This window comes from Polynucleobacter necessarius (genome assembly GCF_900095175.1).
Taxonomy (GTDB): domain Bacteria; phylum Pseudomonadota; class Gammaproteobacteria; order Burkholderiales; family Burkholderiaceae; genus Polynucleobacter; species Polynucleobacter necessarius_I.
This window is the reverse complement of record NZ_LT606946.1, coordinates 1,306,048-1,323,305: the sequence shown is the minus strand read 5'-3', so window position 1 is coordinate 1,323,305 and position 17,258 is coordinate 1,306,048. Positions and strand designations below refer to the sequence as shown.

General features: G+C 46.7%; 18 protein-coding genes. 15 read left to right on the top strand and 3 right to left on the bottom strand.

The genetic code is table 11. From position 1 onward, the window contains the following. Positions 1–65: 65 nt before the first annotated feature. The 6 genes from lapB to cysM all read left to right on the top strand — a co-directional run bounded on the left by lapB (position 66) and on the right by cysM (position 6,105). A complete protein-coding gene (lapB, locus tag DXE44_RS06910) occupies positions 66–1,277 on the top strand; it encodes a lipopolysaccharide assembly protein LapB (protein WP_114653756.1) in 1,212 nt (403 codons plus the stop codon). A gap of 21 nt (positions 1,278–1,298) precedes the next feature. Further along, the gene (locus DXE44_RS06905) at positions 1,299–2,663 is read left to right on the top strand and encodes a UDP-glucose dehydrogenase family protein (RefSeq protein ID WP_114653754.1); all 1,365 of its coding nucleotides are present in this window, start codon (positions 1,299–1,301) and stop codon (positions 2,661–2,663) included. 50 nt (positions 2,664–2,713) lie between these two features. After that, the gene (rfaE1, locus tag DXE44_RS06900) at positions 2,714–3,643 is read left to right on the top strand and encodes a D-glycero-beta-D-manno-heptose-7-phosphate kinase (protein ID WP_114653752.1); all 930 of its coding nucleotides are present in this window, start codon (positions 2,714–2,716) and stop codon (positions 3,641–3,643) included. Continuing rightward, entirely contained in the window at positions 3,640–4,659 is a 1,020-nt protein-coding gene (rfaD, locus tag DXE44_RS06895) for an ADP-glyceromanno-heptose 6-epimerase (protein ID WP_114653750.1), read from the top strand. The genes rfaE1 and rfaD overlap by 4 nt, the downstream gene beginning before the upstream one ends. Positions 4,660–4,756: 97 nt before the next feature. Next, positions 4,757–5,152, top strand: coding sequence for a ComEA family DNA-binding protein (locus DXE44_RS06890; RefSeq protein ID WP_114653748.1), 396 nt, complete (start codon positions 4,757–4,759; stop codon positions 5,150–5,152). A 41-nt stretch (positions 5,153–5,193) separates the two neighbouring features. After that, positions 5,194–6,105: a cysteine synthase CysM gene (cysM, locus tag DXE44_RS06885; RefSeq protein WP_114653746.1), complete on the top strand. Its 912-nt coding sequence runs from the start codon at positions 5,194–5,196 to the stop codon at positions 6,103–6,105. Positions 6,106–6,124: 19 nt separating this feature from the next. On the opposite strand, the gene DXE44_RS06880 is transcribed toward cysM, so the two are convergent. Next, the gene (locus DXE44_RS06880; RefSeq protein ID WP_114653744.1) at positions 6,125–7,393 is read right to left on the bottom strand and encodes a lytic murein transglycosylase; all 1,269 of its coding nucleotides are present in this window, start codon (positions 7,391–7,393) and stop codon (positions 6,125–6,127) included. An 83-nt stretch (positions 7,394–7,476) separates the two neighbouring features. Here DXE44_RS06880 and DXE44_RS06875 point away from each other — a divergent pair, with 83 nt between their 5' ends. The 5 genes from DXE44_RS06875 to DXE44_RS06855 are packed head-to-tail and all read left to right on the top strand — an operon-like array spanning position 7,477 to position 13,675. Continuing rightward, a complete protein-coding gene (locus tag DXE44_RS06875; RefSeq protein ID WP_114653742.1) occupies positions 7,477–8,397 on the top strand; it encodes a histone deacetylase family protein in 921 nt (306 codons plus the stop codon). Positions 8,398–8,446: 49 nt separating this feature from the next. Beyond that, positions 8,447–10,099 carry an acyl-CoA synthetase gene (locus DXE44_RS06870; RefSeq protein ID WP_114653740.1) on the top strand — a complete coding sequence of 551 codons (1,653 nt, stop codon included), beginning with the start codon at positions 8,447–8,449 and terminating at the stop codon, positions 10,097–10,099. 58 nt (positions 10,100–10,157) lie between these two features. Further along, positions 10,158–10,907 (top strand): electron transfer flavoprotein subunit beta/FixA family protein, encoded by a 750-nt coding sequence (locus DXE44_RS06865; protein WP_114653738.1) that lies wholly within the window; start codon positions 10,158–10,160, stop codon positions 10,905–10,907. Next, a complete protein-coding gene (locus DXE44_RS06860) occupies positions 10,908–11,843 on the top strand; it encodes an electron transfer flavoprotein subunit alpha/FixB family protein (protein WP_114653736.1) in 936 nt (311 codons plus the stop codon). A 44-nt stretch (positions 11,844–11,887) separates the two neighbouring features. Further along, positions 11,888–13,675: an acyl-CoA dehydrogenase gene (locus DXE44_RS06855; RefSeq protein ID WP_114653734.1), complete on the top strand. Its 1,788-nt coding sequence runs from the start codon at positions 11,888–11,890 to the stop codon at positions 13,673–13,675. A 41-nt stretch (positions 13,676–13,716) separates the two neighbouring features. On the opposite strand, the gene DXE44_RS06850 is transcribed toward DXE44_RS06855, so the two are convergent. Beyond that, positions 13,717–14,106, bottom strand: coding sequence for a hypothetical protein (locus DXE44_RS06850; RefSeq protein ID WP_231970608.1), 390 nt, complete (start codon positions 14,104–14,106; stop codon positions 13,717–13,719). A gap of 100 nt (positions 14,107–14,206) precedes the next feature. Beyond that, entirely contained in the window at positions 14,207–14,731 is a 525-nt protein-coding gene (locus tag DXE44_RS06845; protein ID WP_231970607.1) for an META domain-containing protein, read from the bottom strand. Between the two features lie 253 nt (positions 14,732–14,984). Here DXE44_RS06845 and rpsP point away from each other — a divergent pair, with 253 nt between their 5' ends. The 4 genes from rpsP to rplS all read left to right on the top strand — a co-directional run bounded on the left by rpsP (position 14,985) and on the right by rplS (position 17,195). Then, entirely contained in the window at positions 14,985–15,230 is a 246-nt protein-coding gene (gene rpsP, locus DXE44_RS06840; RefSeq protein WP_114653730.1) for a 30S ribosomal protein S16, read from the top strand. Positions 15,231–15,323: 93 nt separating this feature from the next. Continuing rightward, positions 15,324–15,887, top strand: coding sequence for a ribosome maturation factor RimM (gene rimM / locus DXE44_RS06835; protein WP_114653728.1), 564 nt, complete (start codon positions 15,324–15,326; stop codon positions 15,885–15,887). A gap of 36 nt (positions 15,888–15,923) precedes the next feature. Further along, on the top strand, positions 15,924–16,670 hold the full coding sequence (gene trmD, locus DXE44_RS06830) for a tRNA (guanosine(37)-N1)-methyltransferase TrmD (protein WP_114653726.1): 747 nt from the start codon (positions 15,924–15,926) through the stop codon (positions 16,668–16,670). 126 nt (positions 16,671–16,796) lie between these two features. Next, positions 16,797–17,195: a 50S ribosomal protein L19 gene (gene rplS / locus DXE44_RS06825; RefSeq protein ID WP_114653724.1), complete on the top strand. Its 399-nt coding sequence runs from the start codon at positions 16,797–16,799 to the stop codon at positions 17,193–17,195. The last annotated feature ends 63 nt before the right edge of the window (positions 17,196–17,258 follow it).

Sequence of the window (17,258 nt, the reverse complement as noted above, 5' to 3'; positions counted from 1 at the left end):
CCTAGTCACATAGCGCATATCCAGTGGTCCATTCGGACCATTTTTTTATTTAAGTTCTGCACAGCATGATTCAGATTGCAACCGCTTGGCTACTGTTATTACCAGTCATGTTTGGTATTGGTTGGCTGGCTTCGCGCCGGGATTTACGTCTTGAGAATCGCATGGATGAGCGGGAGCGTATGCGTCAGCAACGTTCGACATTCAAAGGCTTAAGCCTTTTGCTGAATGAGCAGCTAGATCAGGCGATTGAAACTCTAGTCAAGATTGCTCAGCTTGACCCTGAAACCATTGAACTTCATTTTGCTTTAGGTAATTTATTCCGTCGCCGTGGTGAGACTGAGCGTGCAATTCGAGTTCACCAACACTTGGCTAATCGCGATGACTTGAAGCCACGTGATCGTGATCATGCCGCATATGAATTAGGTCGAGATTTTCTGCGCGCAGGATTATTAGATCGTGCCGAAGCCTCATTAAATCGTGTGGGTGAGGGTAAGCTCGCAGCTCCTGCAAAAGAGAGTCTGCTCGAGATGTATCAGATCGAGCGAGATTGGAAGAAAGCCATTATTGCCGCCAGCGAGCTTGAGGGCTTACAAGGTAAGTCGCATCACACTGAGATTGCGCAATTTCATTGTGAGTTGGGTCAAGAAGCATTGCGTCGCAAGGATTTGCCAGAGGTCGAGCAATCTGTTCAATTAGCCTTGCAAGCAGTTCCGCATCATGCTCGTGCACTCATTTTGCAAGGTGACTATTTAATTGCCATGGATCGTCCAGCCCAGGCAATCGAAGTATGGGCAGTGATTGCTAAAACGCACCCCGCCTATATGCATTTGCTTGCAGATCGTTGGATGACCGCACATACTGCGCTGAATAAAGCGGAAGAAGGTTTAAGTGCGCTCTGTGAGCTATTAAAAACCCAAGCTTCTGGTGAGTTGCTCGATATTGTTCAAAAGCATATGACTCAAATTCGTGGGGCACAAGCTGCTGAAGTGATGCTGGTTGAGGTGATGCAGCACTCACCAAGCTTAAGTGCGCTTTCTAAGTTGGCTGAAACCCGTTTGGCTTTGGCGGAAAGTAATGGCACGCCAGAGCGAGTTTTGGATTTACAGGCAACACTCAGTTTATTGAAGCAGCGCACGACGAGCCTGGCTCGCTATACCTGTGGCAATTGTGGTTTCCGTGCGAGACGTTTTTACTGGCAGTGCCCAGGATGCAATCATTGGGAGGCATACTCCCCGAGGCGCAGTGAAGGAGCCGTTCCTAGCGGCCCTTCAATGTAATCTGAATCACTTGGAGATATCTTGAAAGTCACCATCATTGGAAGCGGTTACGTTGGTCTTGTTACCGGTGCTTGCTTAGCAGAGCAGGGCAATAACGTTTTTTGTGTGGACGTTGATCCTAAAAAGATTGAGATTCTGAACTCGGGCGGTGTGCCAATCTATGAGCCCGGCCTTAAAGAGATGATTGAGCGCAATCGCGCTGCTGGCCGTTTGCAGTTTTCTACCGATATTGCTGCTTCTGTTGCCCATGGCGATATTCAATTTATTGCCGTTGGTACCCCTCCTGATGAAGATGGTTCAGCTGATCTTCAGTACGTAGTAGCAGCGGCTCGTAATATTGGCCGTCATATGACCACAACTAAAGTGATCGTCGATAAGTCAACTGTACCTGTCGGCACTGCCGATAAGGTTTCTGCTGCGATTACAGAGGAACTTACTAAAAGAGGTCTCTCACCAGAACTGTGCTCCGTAGTTTCCAACCCGGAGTTCCTTAAAGAAGGAGCCGCAGTAGAAGACTTTATGCGTCCAGATCGCATTGTGATTGGTACGCAAAATACCCCAGCGGGCCTGCGCGCTAAAGAGCAAATGCGTAAACTCTACGCACCATTTAATCGTCACCATGAGCGCACTTATTACATGGATGTCAAAAGTGCTGAGCTAACTAAATACGCAGCCAATGCCATGTTGGCTACCCGCATCTCTTTTATGAATGAGTTGGCCAATTTGGCGGACTTAGTTGGAGCGGATATTGAAGCAGTGCGCCAAGGTATTGGTTCAGACTCTCGCATTGGTTATGGCTTTTTGTACTCTGGCACTGGTTATGGTGGTTCTTGCTTTCCGAAGGATGTTTCGGCTCTATCCAAGACCGCAATTGAGCATGGCCGCGATCTCAAGATCCTCGATGCCGTAGAGGCCGTGAACGAAGCCCAAAAATACATCTTGGTAGAAAAGATTGAAAAGCGCTTTGGTGCGGATCTGAAGGGTAAGAAGTTCGCCCTCTGGGGCTTAGCATTTAAACCGAATACAGACGATATGCGCGAAGCGCCTAGTCGGGTCATCATCCAGGAGTTAGTCAAACGTGGTGCACAGATAGTGGCTCACGATCCAGTAGCGATGCCAGAAACCAAACACTGCCTCGAGATGGACTTTAAAGGCAACCCAGAAGGTCTCAAACAAGTGACTTTGGTCGATGACCCCATGACAGCTACCCAAGGTGCTGATGCTCTAGTCATCGTGACTGAATGGAAAGCCTTCCGTAGCCCCGATTTTGACCTGCTCAAAGCCAATTTAAAGAACCCCATCATCTTTGATGGCCGCAATCTGTACGAGCCACAAGCTATGCAAGAATTGGGTATTGAGTATCAAGGTATTGGTCGTCATAATTAATTACCAGTACAAAAGAATCTATTTGAGAGATTAGAGAGATCAGTTACACCGTGGAAAAAGCCAACCGAGAACAATTTTCTAAAGCCCGTTTATTAGTGGTGGGTGATGTCATGCTAGATCGCTATTGGTTTGGTGATACGAATCGGATTTCTCCCGAGGCACCGGTGCCCGTTGTTCAGGTGGGCAAGATTGATGAGCGTTTAGGTGGCGCTGCCAACGTGGCTCGCAACGTAGCCGCTCTTGGTGCAAAGACAACGATCTTGGGTGTGATTGGCGATGATGAGCCAGGCCGCCGTGTTTCTGAATTGCTGACATCTAGTCACGTTGATAGCCGGCTTGAGGTTGATGTCAAAGTACCAACAACTGTGAAGCTACGTGTCATCGCAAGACAACAGCAATTGATTCGTTTGGATTTTGAAGAGACTCCTAGTGAGACTGCTTTGGCGCATAAGCTAGAGCGCTATGAGAAGCTGGTGGGTGATGCTGATGTGGTGATTTTGTCTGATTACGGCAAAGGTGCATTGGGACAAGTGGCTTTGATGATCGAGCAGGCTCGTGCTCAGAAGAAGATGATTTTGGTGGACCCTAAGGGTGATGACTACGCTAAGTATCGTGGCGCAACCGTACTGACACCTAATCGTAGTGAATTACGTCAGGTGGTTGGTCAATGGGCCAGCGAAGAAGATCTCACAAAGAGAGCGCAAGATCTTAGAAAATCATTAAATCTTGAAGCACTTCTCCTGACACGCTCTGAAGAGGGTATGAGTTTATTTACTGAGGCTGGTGTGAGTCATGTAAAAGCACAGGCGCGCGAAGTATTTGATGTGTCTGGCGCAGGTGACACAGTGATTGGTACGCTTGCAGTGGCGCTGGCAGCTGGCTGGCCCCTGGAAAGAGCCATGGCTTTAGCTAATCGAGCTGGTGGTATTGTGGTTGGCAAGTTAGGAACAGCCACCGTTACTTCTGAGGAATTGCAATGACGATTATCGTAACTGGCGCCGCTGGATTTATCGGTGCCAATATTGTTCAGGCGCTCAATGCGCGAGGCGAGAAAAATATTATTGCCGTAGATGATTTACGTCCTGCGGATAAGTATCGTAATTTGGCTGATCTAGACATCATTGATTACCTTGATAAGGATGAGTTTCTAGAAGCATTTAGAAGCGGTCGTTTTGGTAAGGTCAGGGCGGTGTTTCATGAAGGTGCTTGCTCCGATACGATGGAAGCTGATGGCATCTTTATGATGGCAAATAACTTCCGCTACACCATGGACCTGCTTGATATCTGTACAGAACAAAAAGTGCAGTTGCTCTACGCTTCATCCGCTGCTACTTATGGTGGCTCAGACATTTTTGTTGAAAGTCGCGAGCATGAGAAGCCATTGAATATTTATGGCTATTCTAAATTCTTATTTGATCAGGTGATGCGTAAGCGTTTTGCTGAGAAGGCTAATACAGCACAAGTTGTGGGCTTTCGATATTTCAATGCCTATGGCCCACGTGAATCCCATAAGGGTCGCATGGCTTCAGTAGCCTTTCATCAATACCATCAGTACAAAGCCAGCGGTAAGGTAAAACTCTTTGGCGAATATGGTGGTTATGGCGCCGGTGAGCAAAGTCGTGACTTTGTTTCTGTAGAAGACGTGGTGAAAGTGAATTTGTATTTCCTGAATCATCCAGAAATCAGTGGCATCTTTAATCTTGGCAGTGGTCGCGCGCAACCATTTAATGATGTTGCTCATGCGGTAGCAAATGCCATGCGCAAAATCGATAATGCCAATCCTGCTAGTCTTCAAGAGTTGGTTAAAGAAAAAGCGATTGAGTACATTCCTTTCCCAGATGCGCTTAAAGGGAAGTATCAGTGCTTTACACAGGCTGACTTAACTAAGTTGCGTGCCGCTGGATACTCAGAGCCCTTCCTCAACGTGGAGCAGGGTGTCAGCCGTTATATCGCCTGGCTATCAGCCAATGCAGATTTCTTGGCAAGCCCGCTATAGGTAGTTAAAAACAGTCAACCGACTGGATTTCTATTCGTTGTAACTGATCCACTTGCACATCGTGTAAGTGGATTTTTTATTAACCGATGGAGATTACATGAATCAATTATTAAAGTCCTTAGTATTTTCGGTATTAGTAGCTGTCTCGGTTTTATCTTCGGCCTCGCCAGTCAACGTCAATACGGCCACCCAGTCTGAGTTGGAGAGTATTAAGGGTATTGGGCCATCCAAAGCGAAAACAATCATTGCTGAGCGTTTGGATGGTGGGCATTTTCAGGATGCCAATGACCTGCAAAAGCGCGTGCGTGGCATTGGTATGAAATCGGTTGAAAAGATGGTGGATAACGGCTTAACCATTGAGGCACCTAGCTCATTTCGTGAACCGCATGGTAGAACCAATAAAGAGAGCTCCAAGGCTAGCAGACGTGGCTTACGCGGTCAAAGTGGCTCTCGCCATAATCAGGATCGTGCGGAAGCAAATCGCCGAAATTAAACCCTTTTACGTCTAGCCTGGCTTATGGCTAAAATGGTTTCATGAGCACACCTTCTTACTTAACTATTTCACAGACCGTGGGTAATACGCCCCTGGTTCGTTTGCAACGTATTCCTGGCGCTGAAAACGATACTAAAAATAATCTGATCTTAGGAAAGTTAGAGGGTAATAATCCAGCGGGGTCGGTTAAAGACCGGCCTGCGCTGTCGATGATCCTACGCGCTCAAGAGCGTGGTGAAATTAAACCTGGCGACACTCTGATTGAAGCTACCAGTGGTAACACTGGCCTTGCTTTGGCGATGACTGCTGCGATGTTGGGCTACAAGATGGTTTTAGTGATGCCTGAAAATCAAAGCATTGAACGCCGCCAAAGTATGGCTGCTTACGGTGCAGAGTTAATCCTGACAGCAGCATCTGGCGGTATGGAATTTGCCCGAGACTATGCATTGCAATTGCAAAAAGAGGGGCGCGGTAGATTGCTTGATCAGTTCGCGAACCCAGATAACCCTCGTGCCCACATCGAGACTACTGGTCCAGAAATCTGGCGTGATACTGATGGTCAAGTTACCCACTTCATTTCCGCGATGGGGACCACCGGAACAATTACCGGAGTGTCAACTTATCTGAAGTCTATGAATCCCGATATTCAGATTATTGGTGCGCAGCCGGAAGAGGGTTCACAGATTCCTGGAATTCGTAAATGGGCCCCAGAGTATCTGCCAAAGATTTATCAGGGTGATAAGGTTGATCGCATTGAGTATGTGAGCCAAGCGGATGCTGAAGAAATGGCCCGCCGCCTGGCGGCTGAAGAGGGTATCTTCTGCGGTATCTCAGCTGGCGGTGCTTTGGTTGTTGCCTTACGCATTGCTCGCCAAGTGGAAAATGCCACGATTGTCTTTATTGTCTGCGACCGTGGCGACCGTTATCTTTCTACTGGAGTTTTCCCAGCGTAAGACATTCAGTCTGAGTGCATTAAGCCTGCTTTTGTTTTTTCTTACTGGCAGACTTCTTCGGTTTAGATTTGGCCGGTTCTACTGACTTTGTTTCGGACTTTGCTTTGGTTCCGGTAGTAGGAACTACACTTTGATTTTTATATCCCAGTGCTTCTGCAAACTCAGCAACACTTTGCGCGTAAAAGTAACTGCGGTTGTACTGCACAATCGTCAGAAAATTATTGAGTCCAACGACGTAACGAACCTGATCGCTACCATCTTTATCCGGGTAGGGTAGATCAACAATATGGGCTTTGCTTTGCGGCTCAACCCCGCCTAACTGAAGGTCACCTTGCTCTTTAGTGAGGATGCCTTTTGCGATGAGTTCTTGAACCGAGTACTTCAGTTTAGGTTCTCCATCGGCTAGGGCTCTTGCCTCACTGATTGCTCCTACCTGTACGAGGAAGTAAATCGGCATGCCAGGCTGCCAGCCATGTTTTCTCATAAAGTTAGCTACGCTAGCAATAGCATCCTGAAGGCTTTGTTTGAGATCAATACGCCCATCACCATCGCCATCTACTGCGAAGCTGCGAATACTGCTTGGCATGAATTGGGGTAAGCCAATGGCACCAGCATAGGAGCTGTTCTGATTTAGGCAGGCATTAAACCGTGCCTGGTTCAATCCTTGCTTGCTATTGTTGGCAGGCAAGTTACCACCCCCCTCGGTCCAGCACATCAGAATAAGTTCTTGAAGCTGGTCTTTAAAGAGCTGCTCTCTACTGGCTTTGTTAGGTGTATCTGGGTAGCTGAAGGCTAATGTAGAAAGTGCATCCTTGGCCCGGAAGTTTCCAGTTTGACGGCCATAGATGGTTTCAATACCAATAATGGAGACGATGATTTCGGCTGGGACACCTGATTCCTGTTCAACCGTGCTTAAGAATGCCTGGTTTTGTTCCCAAAAGGCCTTGCCAGCCCTAATGCGAACTGGCTCTATAAAACGCTTGCGATAGGCGACCCAATTCTTCTTAAAGCTGCCCGATGGGGGTAACACCAATTTGCGTATGGAAGGAATCGTTTTAGCATCGGAGAAGCCTAATTCCAGGCTGGTCTGAGGGATTCCCTGGGTTTGGGCAATTTGAGTGATTAATTGATTGAGATTTTGGCTAAAACGGGCTTCTGTTGCGACATCTTCAGACTGATTTACGATAGTCTCTGTAGGGCTAACTTGCTGAGTAGGGATGCTAGAGCATGCGCCAAGTAGAAGCGCTATGAGGAATGTTGAGGTGAGGTAGGAGACGCGAAAATTCATGGATAAGAAATTGGGTTTTTGATGTTTTGCTAGGTTTGATTAAATTATAAAAATAATAGTTTTGTTATTGAGGATTTCTAGTAATGACAACAGGATACATAACTCATCCAGACTTTCTAAAGCATGAGATGGGTAGTCATCATCCTGAATGCCCAGAGCGCATTCAGGCAATTAATGATCAACTGATTCGCAGTGGTGTAGATCACTTTCTGCATCATTTAGATGCGCCACTAGCAACTGAAGATCAATTGGAGTTAGTTCACAGCCCAGATCATATTGCCTTTGTTAAAGAGCGTTCGCCTGCTAGCGGTTACTTCATGCTCGATGGTGACACTATTATGAACCCTCATACCTGGAGTGCCGCTCTGCGAGCTGCGGGCGCTGCTATTGCTGGTGTGGACGCCGTAATGAAGGGTGAGGTTGAAAATGTGTTTTGTGCGGTGCGCCCGCCAGGTCACCATGCGGAGCCAACACGCTCTATGGGATTTTGTGTTTTTGATAATGTTGCTGTAGCAGCACGATATGCGATGGAAGCGTACGGTATTGAGCGCGTCGCTATTATTGACTTTGATGTCCACCATGGAAATGGTACTGAAGCGGCATTTTTTAATGATCCCAATGTGCTGATGCGCAGCTTCTTTCAGCACCCGTTTTATCCCTACAGCGGCTTGGATGGGGCAAGCAATATGGTGAATGTTCCGCTTCCTGCATCTACACGTGGTGATGTTGTTCGCTCGATAGTGGAAGAGCAGTGGTTGCCACGTTTACGAGACTTTGAGCCAGAGCTCATCATCATCTCTGCAGGCTTTGATGCTCACCGTGAGGATGATTTAGGGCAGATGGGTTTAGTAGAGGATGATTATGCTTGGATGACTAGGCAGCTTAAAGGCATTGCAAACCAATATGCTCAAGGTCGAATTGTCAGTTGCCTAGAGGGTGGCTATAACCTTTCTGCTTTAGGCCGCAGCGTGGTTGCGCATGTGAAAGCACTCGCAGATATCTAAGCAGAATTAGAAATTCAGATTTAAAAAATGACCAATATTTAAGGCGCATATGGCTAATATTTTTGAGCAGGGTTTAGAGCGAAACTCAGCCAACTTCACTCCGATTACCCCACTATTATTTCTTGAGCGATCGGCCCAGGTGTATCCAGATCGCTTGGCAATCGTTCATGGCAAGCTACGCCAGACTTGGAGTCAGACTTATGAACGTTGTCGTCGCCTAGCAAGCGCTCTGCAAAAGCATGGAATTGGCTTGGGCGATACCGTTGCCGTGATGTTGCCCAGTACACCCTCAATGGTTGAGGCACATTTCGGAATCCCGATGGCTGGAGCTGTATTAAATACCCTAAACACACGCCTTGATCCAGAGTCAGTTGCCTTTATGTTGAATCACGGTGAAGCAAAAGTGGTCATGGTGGACCCAGAATTCTCGGGAGTGATGAAAAAAGCTCTTGAAATCGCCAAGAAAGAAAGTGGCCGCGAGTTTTTGGTGATTGATGTTGAAGAAAAAGAGTTTGATGTTCCTGGTGAAAAGTTGGGCACTCTGACTTATGAGAAGCTCTTATCTGAGGGCGATCCTCAGTTTGCATGGCAAGTCCCCGCGGATGAATGGCAAGCTATTTGCCTCAATTACACCTCTGGAACTACCGGCAATCCAAAAGGCGTGGTGTATCACCATCGTGGCGCAGCGATTAATGCTGTCTCGAATATCTTGGATTGGGATATTAATAAGCACCCTATTTATCTCTGGACACTCCCCATGTTCCATTGCAATGGTTGGTGCTTCCCGTGGACGATAGCTGCTCGTGCAGGTATTAATGTCTGTCTACGTCGCGTTGATGCGCAACATATTTTTGCTGCCATTAAAGAGCACGGTGTTACGCATTACTGTGCAGCTCCCATTGTGCATAACCTATTAGTCAATGCTTCCGATGAATTAAAAGAGGGCGCACCTCCTGGCGTTAAGGGTTTAATCGCAGGCGCCGCACCTCCAGCCTCGATTATTGAAGGTATGGAAAAGCTCGGCTTTGATTTGACACACGTCTACGGATTAACTGAGGTCTACGGTCCCGCAGCAGTTTGTGTGAAGCAAGATGAGTGGAATGAGGTGGATATTGGTGAGAGAGCTCGCCTCAATGCCCGTCAAGGTGTTCGTTATCACATGCAACAAGCAATTGCCGTTCTTGATCCTGAGACTCTTAAGCCTGTCCCTGCTGATGGCGAGACCATGGGCGAGATTATGTTTAAAGGCAATATCGCCATGAAGGGTTACCTCAAAAATGAGAAGGCAACTAAAGAGGCCTTTGAGGGAGGCTGGTTTCATTCTGGTGATTTAGCGGTGATGAACCCTGATGGCTATATCAAGATGAAGGATCGCAGCAAGGACATCATCATTTCTGGCGGTGAAAATATTTCCTCTGTGGAGGTTGAGGATATTCTCTATCGTCACCCAGCAGTGATGGCGGCCGCAGTAGTTGCTAAGCCCGACGAGAAGTGGGGCGAGACACCTTGCGCCTTTTTGGAGATCAAGCCCGGTATGGAGGTGTCGCCCGCTGACATCATTGCCCATTGCAAGCAGCATCTGGCTGGTTTTAAGGTTCCAAGGGCAATTGTGTTCTGTGAGCTACCAAAGACTTCTACCGGCAAGATCCAGAAGTTTGAATTGCGTAAGCAGGCAGGATCCGCTTCAGCAATCGACGTCTAGCTCTAATTCTTGCTAGACGGATAAACTAGAAAAGTTACTCAAAAATAGAGAATTCAGCATGAAAATCTTAGTGGCAGTAAAACGCGTTGTTGATTACAACGTCAAAATTCGGGTGAAGTCGGATAACTCTGGTGTCGATTTGGCAAACGTCAAAATGAGCATGAACCCATTTGATGAGATTGCAGTTGAGGAAGCTGTTCGACTAAAAGAGGCTGGTGTAGCAACTGAGGTGGTGGTCGTTTCTGCTGGCCCAACGCAATGTCAAGAAACCTTGCGTACTGCATTAGCGATTGGTGCAGATCGCGCCATCTTGGTAGAAGCCGATGCTGAATTACAACCTTTAGCAGTTGCAAAAATTCTCAAGGCGCTCTCTGAAAAAGAGCAAGCTCAGATCGTGATTTTGGGTAAGCAGGCAATTGATGACGACAGTAATCAGACTGGTCAGATGTTGGCTGGCTTGATGGATATTCCGCAAGCAACTTTTGCTTCCAAAGTAGTGGTTGCAGACGGTAAAGCAAGTGTGACTCGCGAGGTAGATGGCGGTTTAGAAACAATCGCGATTACCTTGCCTGCGGTTATTACTACTGACTTGCGTTTAAATGAGCCGCGTTATGTAACTTTGCCAAACATCATGAAGGCAAAGAAGAAGGCTTTGGAAATTGTGAAGCCTGAAGAGCTTGGCGTAGATATTGCTCCACGTCTTAAAACTCTCAAAGTGGAAGAGCCCCCAAAGCGCTCTGCTGGTGTGATGGTGGCTGATGTAGCGGCTTTAGTAGATAAACTTAAAAATGAAGCGAAGGTGATTTAAATGGCCGCACTCGTTATTGCTGAACACGATAATCAATCTTTAAAAGCAGCCACACTCAATGCGGTAGCAACTGCTTTGCAGTGCTCCCCAGAAGTAGATGTATTGGTGGCTGGTAGTGGCTCAGATGCTGCCGCTTCTGCTGCTGCTCAAATTGCTGGAGTGCGTAAAGTGATTCAGGTGGATGCCCCATCTTTAGCAGATCAACTCGCTGAACCTTTAGCCGCGCAGATTCTTTCGATTGCTAATGGTTATAGCCACATCTTGGCACCAGCAACTGCCAATGGTAAGAATGTATTGCCAAGGGTAGCTGCAAAGTTAGATGTTGCACAGTTATCGGATATCACTAAGGTTGTCTCACCTGACACTTTTGAGCGCCCCATTTACGCCGGCAATGCGATTGCTACTGTGCAATCCACCGACCCCGTCAAAGTGATTACTGTTCGTACAACCGGTTTTGATCCGGTTACTGCAAGCGGCGGATCTGCTGCAGTAGACAAGCAAGCGGCTACTGAGGTTTCTGGCAAATCTTCTTTTGTGGGTCGCGAGCTGACTAAGTCAGATCGTCCTGAGCTGACTGCTGCCAAAATCATCGTATCCGGTGGTCGCGGTTTAGGTTCTGGTGAAAAGTACCAAGAGATTGTTGTACCCTTGGCGGATAAGCTAGGCGCTGCTTTGGGTGCTTCCCGTGCTGCGGTAGATGCCGGTTATGTCCCAAATGATTATCAAGTGGGCCAGACTGGCAAGATTGTTGCTCCACAGCTGTATATCGCAGTAGGTATCTCTGGTGCGATTCAGCATTTAGCTGGCATGAAAGACTCCAAGGTGATCGTAGCAATTAATAAAGATCCTGAAGCGCCAATCTTTAGCGTTGCTGATTACGGTCTCGTTGCCGACCTAAATACTGCTGTACCTGAACTGACTAACTTGCTTGGCTAGGACACCCCTTTAACTATCTTTAGGCCTAATCCATAGGAATACTTATGCCGTATGTAGCCCCAGTAAAAGACATGCTATTTGTGATGAACGAACTAGCGGGGCTATCTCAGGTTGTTTCTTACCCTTCCTATGCTGAGGCTGGAGCTGATGTCGATTTAGCACCAGCAATTTTGGAGGAGTCTGCCAAATTCAATCAAGACGTTGTAGCCCCCCTTAATTGGGCTGGTGATCAAAATCCTAGCTCTTTAAAGGGCGGCATCGTTACAACTACACCTGGCTTTAAAGATGCTTTTGAGCAATTTGCTGCAGCAGGTTGGCAGGGCGTTGTTCATCCTGCAGAGTTCGGTGGTCAAGGTTTACCAAAGCTCATTGCAACAGCTTGTTTTGAGATGGTTCATTCAGCTAGCTTATCGTTTGCTTTGTGCCCAATGCTGACCGATGGTGCAATTGAGGCTTTGTTAACTGCAGCAAGCCCTGAGTTGCAAGAGCGCTATGTGCCTAAGATGATTTCTGGAGAGTGGACTGGATCCATGTGTCTCACAGAGCCTCAAGCTGGCTCTGATCTATCAATGGTGCGTGCTCGTGCTATGCCCCAAGCTGATGGCACATACAAAATTTCTGGCACCAAGATCTATATCACCTATGGTGAGCACGACATGGCAAAGAATATTGCCCATCTCGTATTAGCTAGAACGCCAGATGCGCCAGAAGGCGTTAAAGGCATTTCTATATTTGTGGTGCCAAAGTTCTTAGTGAATGCAGATGGCTCACTTGGTGAGCGTAATGATGTTCACTGTGTCTCGATTGAACACAAGCTTGGCATCAAGGCTAGCCCAACTGCAGTTTTACAGTTTGGCGATCATGGTGGCGCAACTGGATATTTAGTAGGCGAAGAAAATCGCGGCCTGGAATACATGTTCGTAATGATGAATGCAGCTCGGTTTGCAGTTGGTATGCAGGGTATTGCGGTTGCAGAGCGTGCATATCAAAAGGCGGTGCAGTATGCAAAAGACCGAGTGCAGAGTCGCGATCTAGCCGGCTCTCCAGGCCCTGTAGCAATTATTCATCAGCCAGATGTAAAGCGGATGCTGATGACTATGCGCGGCTATATTGAGGCATCTAGAGCCTTGGCTTATTACGCTGCGGCTGCATATGATGCCCAACATGCATCCCCTGATGAAGCCGCTCGCAAGCAGAGTCAGGCGGTTTATGAATTTCTGGTGCCGATTGTGAAAAGCTTCTCAACTGAAATGTCGATTGAGGTAGCTAGCCTCGGTGTGCAAGTGCATGGCGGTATGGGTTTTATTGAGGAGACGGGTGCGGCGCAGCACTACCGTGATGCTCGTATTCTGACAATCTATGAGGGCACTACAGCTATTCAGGCAAATGATCTGATTGGTAGAAAAACGGTGCGTGATGGTGGCGCAACTGCAAAACTATTCTCTGAAAAAATTCAGCAAACTGAAAAAGATCTCGCAAGCAGCGGTACTGCCGATGCAAAGGCAGTGCTGCAGCAATTAACCGCGGCACGTATTGCTTTTGAATCTGCTGTTGAGTTTATTGTGGCAAATGCAAAGACAGATGTTAAGGCTGTGTACGCCGGTAGCTTTGCTTATTTACGTTTATGCGGCTTGGTATTGGGCGCATGGCAAATGGCGCGCGCCTTACTCGCTGCCCAAGAGTTGCGTGCGGGTGACCCTAGTTTCTATGATGCCAAGATTGCTACGGCTCGCTTCTTTGCGGAAAATCTATTGCCACAATCTCAAGCTCTAGCAACCTCGATTCTAGAGAGCGGTCATTCCACTAATGCGCTGACAGCGGAGCAATTTTAGGATTTAAAAAACTGTCACCGCCATTCTAAAAGCTATCCGTATTACTGGGATAGCTTTTTTGCTTCCTGAAGCTGCGAAATAAAGAATTGCTCAAAGGCAATGGCGAGGAAGGTCATCATTACACCTGCGCCAAATACTAAAGAAAAGATTACAGTTAATACGACTGGCCAGCCTGATTTGGTGGCTTTGCTCGGATCTATGTTTGGATTGAATTCTGCATCCCACTTTTCATCAGCGCGCAAACCATAGGCGATGGTGGTTAGCCAGCTCGCTTCGAAGCTGATAAAGCCAAAAGTGATGAGAATCCATCCAGGCGCAGAATTAAATTGCGAGTCTTTAAGGATGAGCCAACCAGCAATTCCACCAATAAATGAAAATAGTTGAGCCCAGCCCCAGAAGGATTTAAGTCCTTGCAAATAAAAACAGTTCAAGCCGGTCCCGGGAAAAAATAACCCGAGCGAGCAGAATAGGAGTTTGTATTTTTTCATTCAAACTTTCAGTGATGAACTTTAATTTCAATAATGAGATATTTTATTTTGGCGAACTACTTTTTTGCATAAAGCTTAAGACTTGACGATCCGCGCCAATCATCAATAGTTGATCGCCATTGCGCACAATCGAGCGGTAATCATTTAATTCATAGAGAAAGTCATTCTCTAGCTCCATGCGTTGTGGTGTGCAGGCCATCTTTGTAGTTGCTATTTGATCAAGTGTGAAGCCTCTGGCATCTTCAGTAATGCGAGCGGTAAATCGATTGCATCCTGTAGACCCACTCACACGTTCACCATTAGCGTCAAAGATAATTTGGATTGGGTTGCTATTGTCACCCTGAGGGATTTGTCTGGCACGCACCTCGCCTCTGGCATTGGGCGCTAGATTCCAGCGAACTAGCTCCCATTTGGTGTTTCGGAATTCAGTGCTGGGAGGACTAATTTTGGCGGTGCAGGGTGGAATCACGTTGGCGCAAGCAGTCAAAAAACCTAAGCTGAGGCAGGAAAGAATGAGAAAAAAGCGCTTTATAGGGCCTCTGGAGGGTCTAAAAATGGCAGTTTTCATCTCGATATTTCTGTAAGTGATTGTTTTTAATAATTATTTTAGGTTTGATTGCAATCTATTCTACTGTTGAAGCTAAAAGGGTGCCCGCTTAAATAGGTGGATCAAGTAGGGGTTTTCGTCTAGAATATGAGATTTTCCGCTATACCGTGCATTTGTTTTGTTAATTTGCTCAGTTAGTTGGAGCCCAAGATTTTGTAGTAATTTCATTGGGTTGTAATCAACCTGTTTTCATTTTAGACTTTAAGGAATAAGTATGGTCGTCATTCGACTGGCACGCGGCGGTTCAAAGAAGCGCCCTTTTTATAGCATCGTGGCTACAGACAAGCGCAATCGTCGCGACTCGAGCTTTATCGAGCGTATTGGTTACTTCAATCCACAGGCAGCAGCGAGTGAGCAAGCAATGCGTATTGCTCAAGATCGTTTGACCTATTGGACTGGTGTTGGCGCGCAGATCTCTCCAACAGTAGTTCGTTTGATCAAAAACAATCCTGCAGTCTAAAGACTTCAAATCCAAAGACTTTCTCTTAATGATGAAGTCTTTGGTAGCAGAATTTACTGGTAGTGTTATTTGGGGAGTTGAGGTAGCTTCAATATGAATACACTTTCCCTAGATGATTTGATTGAGCTCGGCGCAGTTCAAGATGCTCAAGGCTTACAAGGTCAGATTAAGGTTCGCCCTCATTCCGCCGATCCCGTAGCCCTCTTATCTAGCAAAGAACTTTGGTTATCTCTCATTCCCCGTCGGAGTGCGGGTGTTGCTGCGTCTCATGAGCAAGCTTCATTAAAGCTATACAAAGTAAAACAGGCCAAGATGCATAGCGGTACCGTAGTGATTGCCTTAGATGGCATCACTGATCGTGATCAGGCCGAGGCTTTAAAAGGTGCTCGCATATTAGTTGCACGTGAAGTATTTCCGAAGGTAGAAAGTGATAGTTATTACTGGGTTGATCTGATCGGCTGTAAAGCAATTAATCTTCAAGGCGAGAGTCTGGGTGAGGTGATTGACGTCAACGATAACGGGGCGCATGGAATCATTGCTCTTGGCGATCCAGAAGCTAAAACAGTAAAACAGTTGGTGCCTTTCGTAAAAGAAGTGGTGCAAAACGTTGACTTAGCTAATAGACTCATTACTCTAGATTGGCAGCTTGACTGGTAGTGGGCTCAAAAAAGTAACTGATCTTTCATTTCCAATATGCGCTTTGATGTAGTCACCTTATTTCCTGAAATGTTCTCTGCCTTAACGCAGTGGGGCATCACTGGGCGCGCCTGTGAGCAAGGTCTCACTAAGGTCAATCTCTGGAATCCTCGGGATTATTGTTCTGATCCCCGCAAGACTGTGGATGATCGTGCCTATGGCGGCGGTCCCGGTATGGTCATGATGGCAAAACCATTGGAAGACACGATATCTGCTGTTAAAGCAGCTCATCAGGCGCAAAACATTCAATCTGGTCCCATTTGCCTACTGGCACCTCAAGGTGAGGTCTTTTCTCAGAAGATAGCAACAGATATCCTCAATTACGGCAATTTAACTTTTATTTGCGGTCGATATGAGGTTGTTGACCAGCGTTTTATTGATCGAAATGTCGATTTACAGCTTTCGATGGGTGATTTTGTGGTTTCTGGTGGTGAATTACCCGCTATGACCATGATGGATGCGGTAATTCGCCTCATTCCAGGAGCCTTGGGGGATGGAGAATCTGCAGTCCAAGATAGCTTTATTAATGGCCTTTTGGACTATCCGCACTACACCCGCCCTGAAATATATGAAAATTTAGCTGTTCCAGACGTGCTTTTGGGCGGACATCACGCTAAAATAGCGGATTGGCGTCGGCAGAAGTCTTTAGAGCTGACGTTCAAGCTTAGATCTGATTTAATTAAATCAGCAAGAGCAAATGGGTTGCTAAGTAAAGAAGATGAGCAATTTCTTCGAACGCTGTAAGTGATTATGGTTTTGAATGAAGTGTTCGTGTTTTGATTTAGTGAAATGGTTTTAACTGCATCCTCTGTCTGGTCCGTTGATGAAAATCTCGGGATTAAACGCTGACAAGATGTTTAAGGATTAATAATGAATTTGATCGAAAAAATTGAGCAAGAAGAAATTGCTCGCTTAAGTGCTAACAAAGTACTTCCTACTTTCGCTCCTGGCGACACAGTAGTTGTTGGTGTAAACGTAGTTGAAGGTACACGTAAGCGTACCCAGGCCTTTGAAGGCGTTGTGATTGCTAAGCGCAATCGCGGACTCAATTCCAGCTTTATCGTTCGCAAGATTTCATCTGGCGAAGGTGTAGAGCGTACATTCCAAACTTACTCACCATTGATCGCTAGCATTGAAGTTAAGCGTCGCGGTGATGTGCGCCGCGCGAAGTTGTACTACTTGCGTGATCGTTCAGGTAAGTCTGCACGTATTAAAGAAAAACTTCCTGCACGCAAAGTTAAAGCAGTTGCTGAGACAGCAGCGGAATAAGGTTTGCTTTAATCCAAAAAGAAGGCGGCCTAGGCCGCCTTTTTTATTCCCCTAAAATAAGCG

Bases quoted from the DNA above. Each gene is read 5' to 3' on its own strand.
- DXE44_RS06890 (WP_114653748.1), top strand. From the start codon at position 4,757: ATGAATCAATTATTAAAGTCCTTAGTATTTTCGGTATTAGTAGCTGTC.
- DXE44_RS06845 (WP_231970607.1), bottom strand. From the start codon at position 14,731: ATGAAAACTGCCATTTTTAGACCCTCCAGAGGCCCTATAAAGCGCTTT.
- cysM (WP_114653746.1), top strand. From the start codon at position 5,194: ATGAGCACACCTTCTTACTTAACTATTTCACAGACCGTGGGTAATACG.
- lapB (WP_114653756.1), top strand. From the start codon at position 66: ATGATTCAGATTGCAACCGCTTGGCTACTGTTATTACCAGTCATGTTT.
- DXE44_RS06880 (WP_114653744.1), bottom strand. From the start codon at position 7,393: ATGAATTTTCGCGTCTCCTACCTCACCTCAACATTCCTCATAGCGCTT.
- rimM (WP_114653728.1), top strand. From the start codon at position 15,324: ATGAATACACTTTCCCTAGATGATTTGATTGAGCTCGGCGCAGTTCAA.
- trmD (WP_114653726.1), top strand. From the start codon at position 15,924: ATGCGCTTTGATGTAGTCACCTTATTTCCTGAAATGTTCTCTGCCTTA.
- rplS (WP_114653724.1), top strand. From the start codon at position 16,797: ATGAATTTGATCGAAAAAATTGAGCAAGAAGAAATTGCTCGCTTAAGT.
- rfaD (WP_114653750.1), top strand. From the start codon at position 3,640: ATGACGATTATCGTAACTGGCGCCGCTGGATTTATCGGTGCCAATATT.
- DXE44_RS06865 (WP_114653738.1), top strand. From the start codon at position 10,158: ATGAAAATCTTAGTGGCAGTAAAACGCGTTGTTGATTACAACGTCAAA.
- rpsP (WP_114653730.1), top strand. From the start codon at position 14,985: ATGGTCGTCATTCGACTGGCACGCGGCGGTTCAAAGAAGCGCCCTTTT.
- DXE44_RS06855 (WP_114653734.1), top strand. From the start codon at position 11,888: ATGCCGTATGTAGCCCCAGTAAAAGACATGCTATTTGTGATGAACGAA.
- DXE44_RS06870 (WP_114653740.1), top strand. From the start codon at position 8,447: ATGGCTAATATTTTTGAGCAGGGTTTAGAGCGAAACTCAGCCAACTTC.
- DXE44_RS06860 (WP_114653736.1), top strand. From the start codon at position 10,908: ATGGCCGCACTCGTTATTGCTGAACACGATAATCAATCTTTAAAAGCA.
- DXE44_RS06875 (WP_114653742.1), top strand. From the start codon at position 7,477: ATGACAACAGGATACATAACTCATCCAGACTTTCTAAAGCATGAGATG.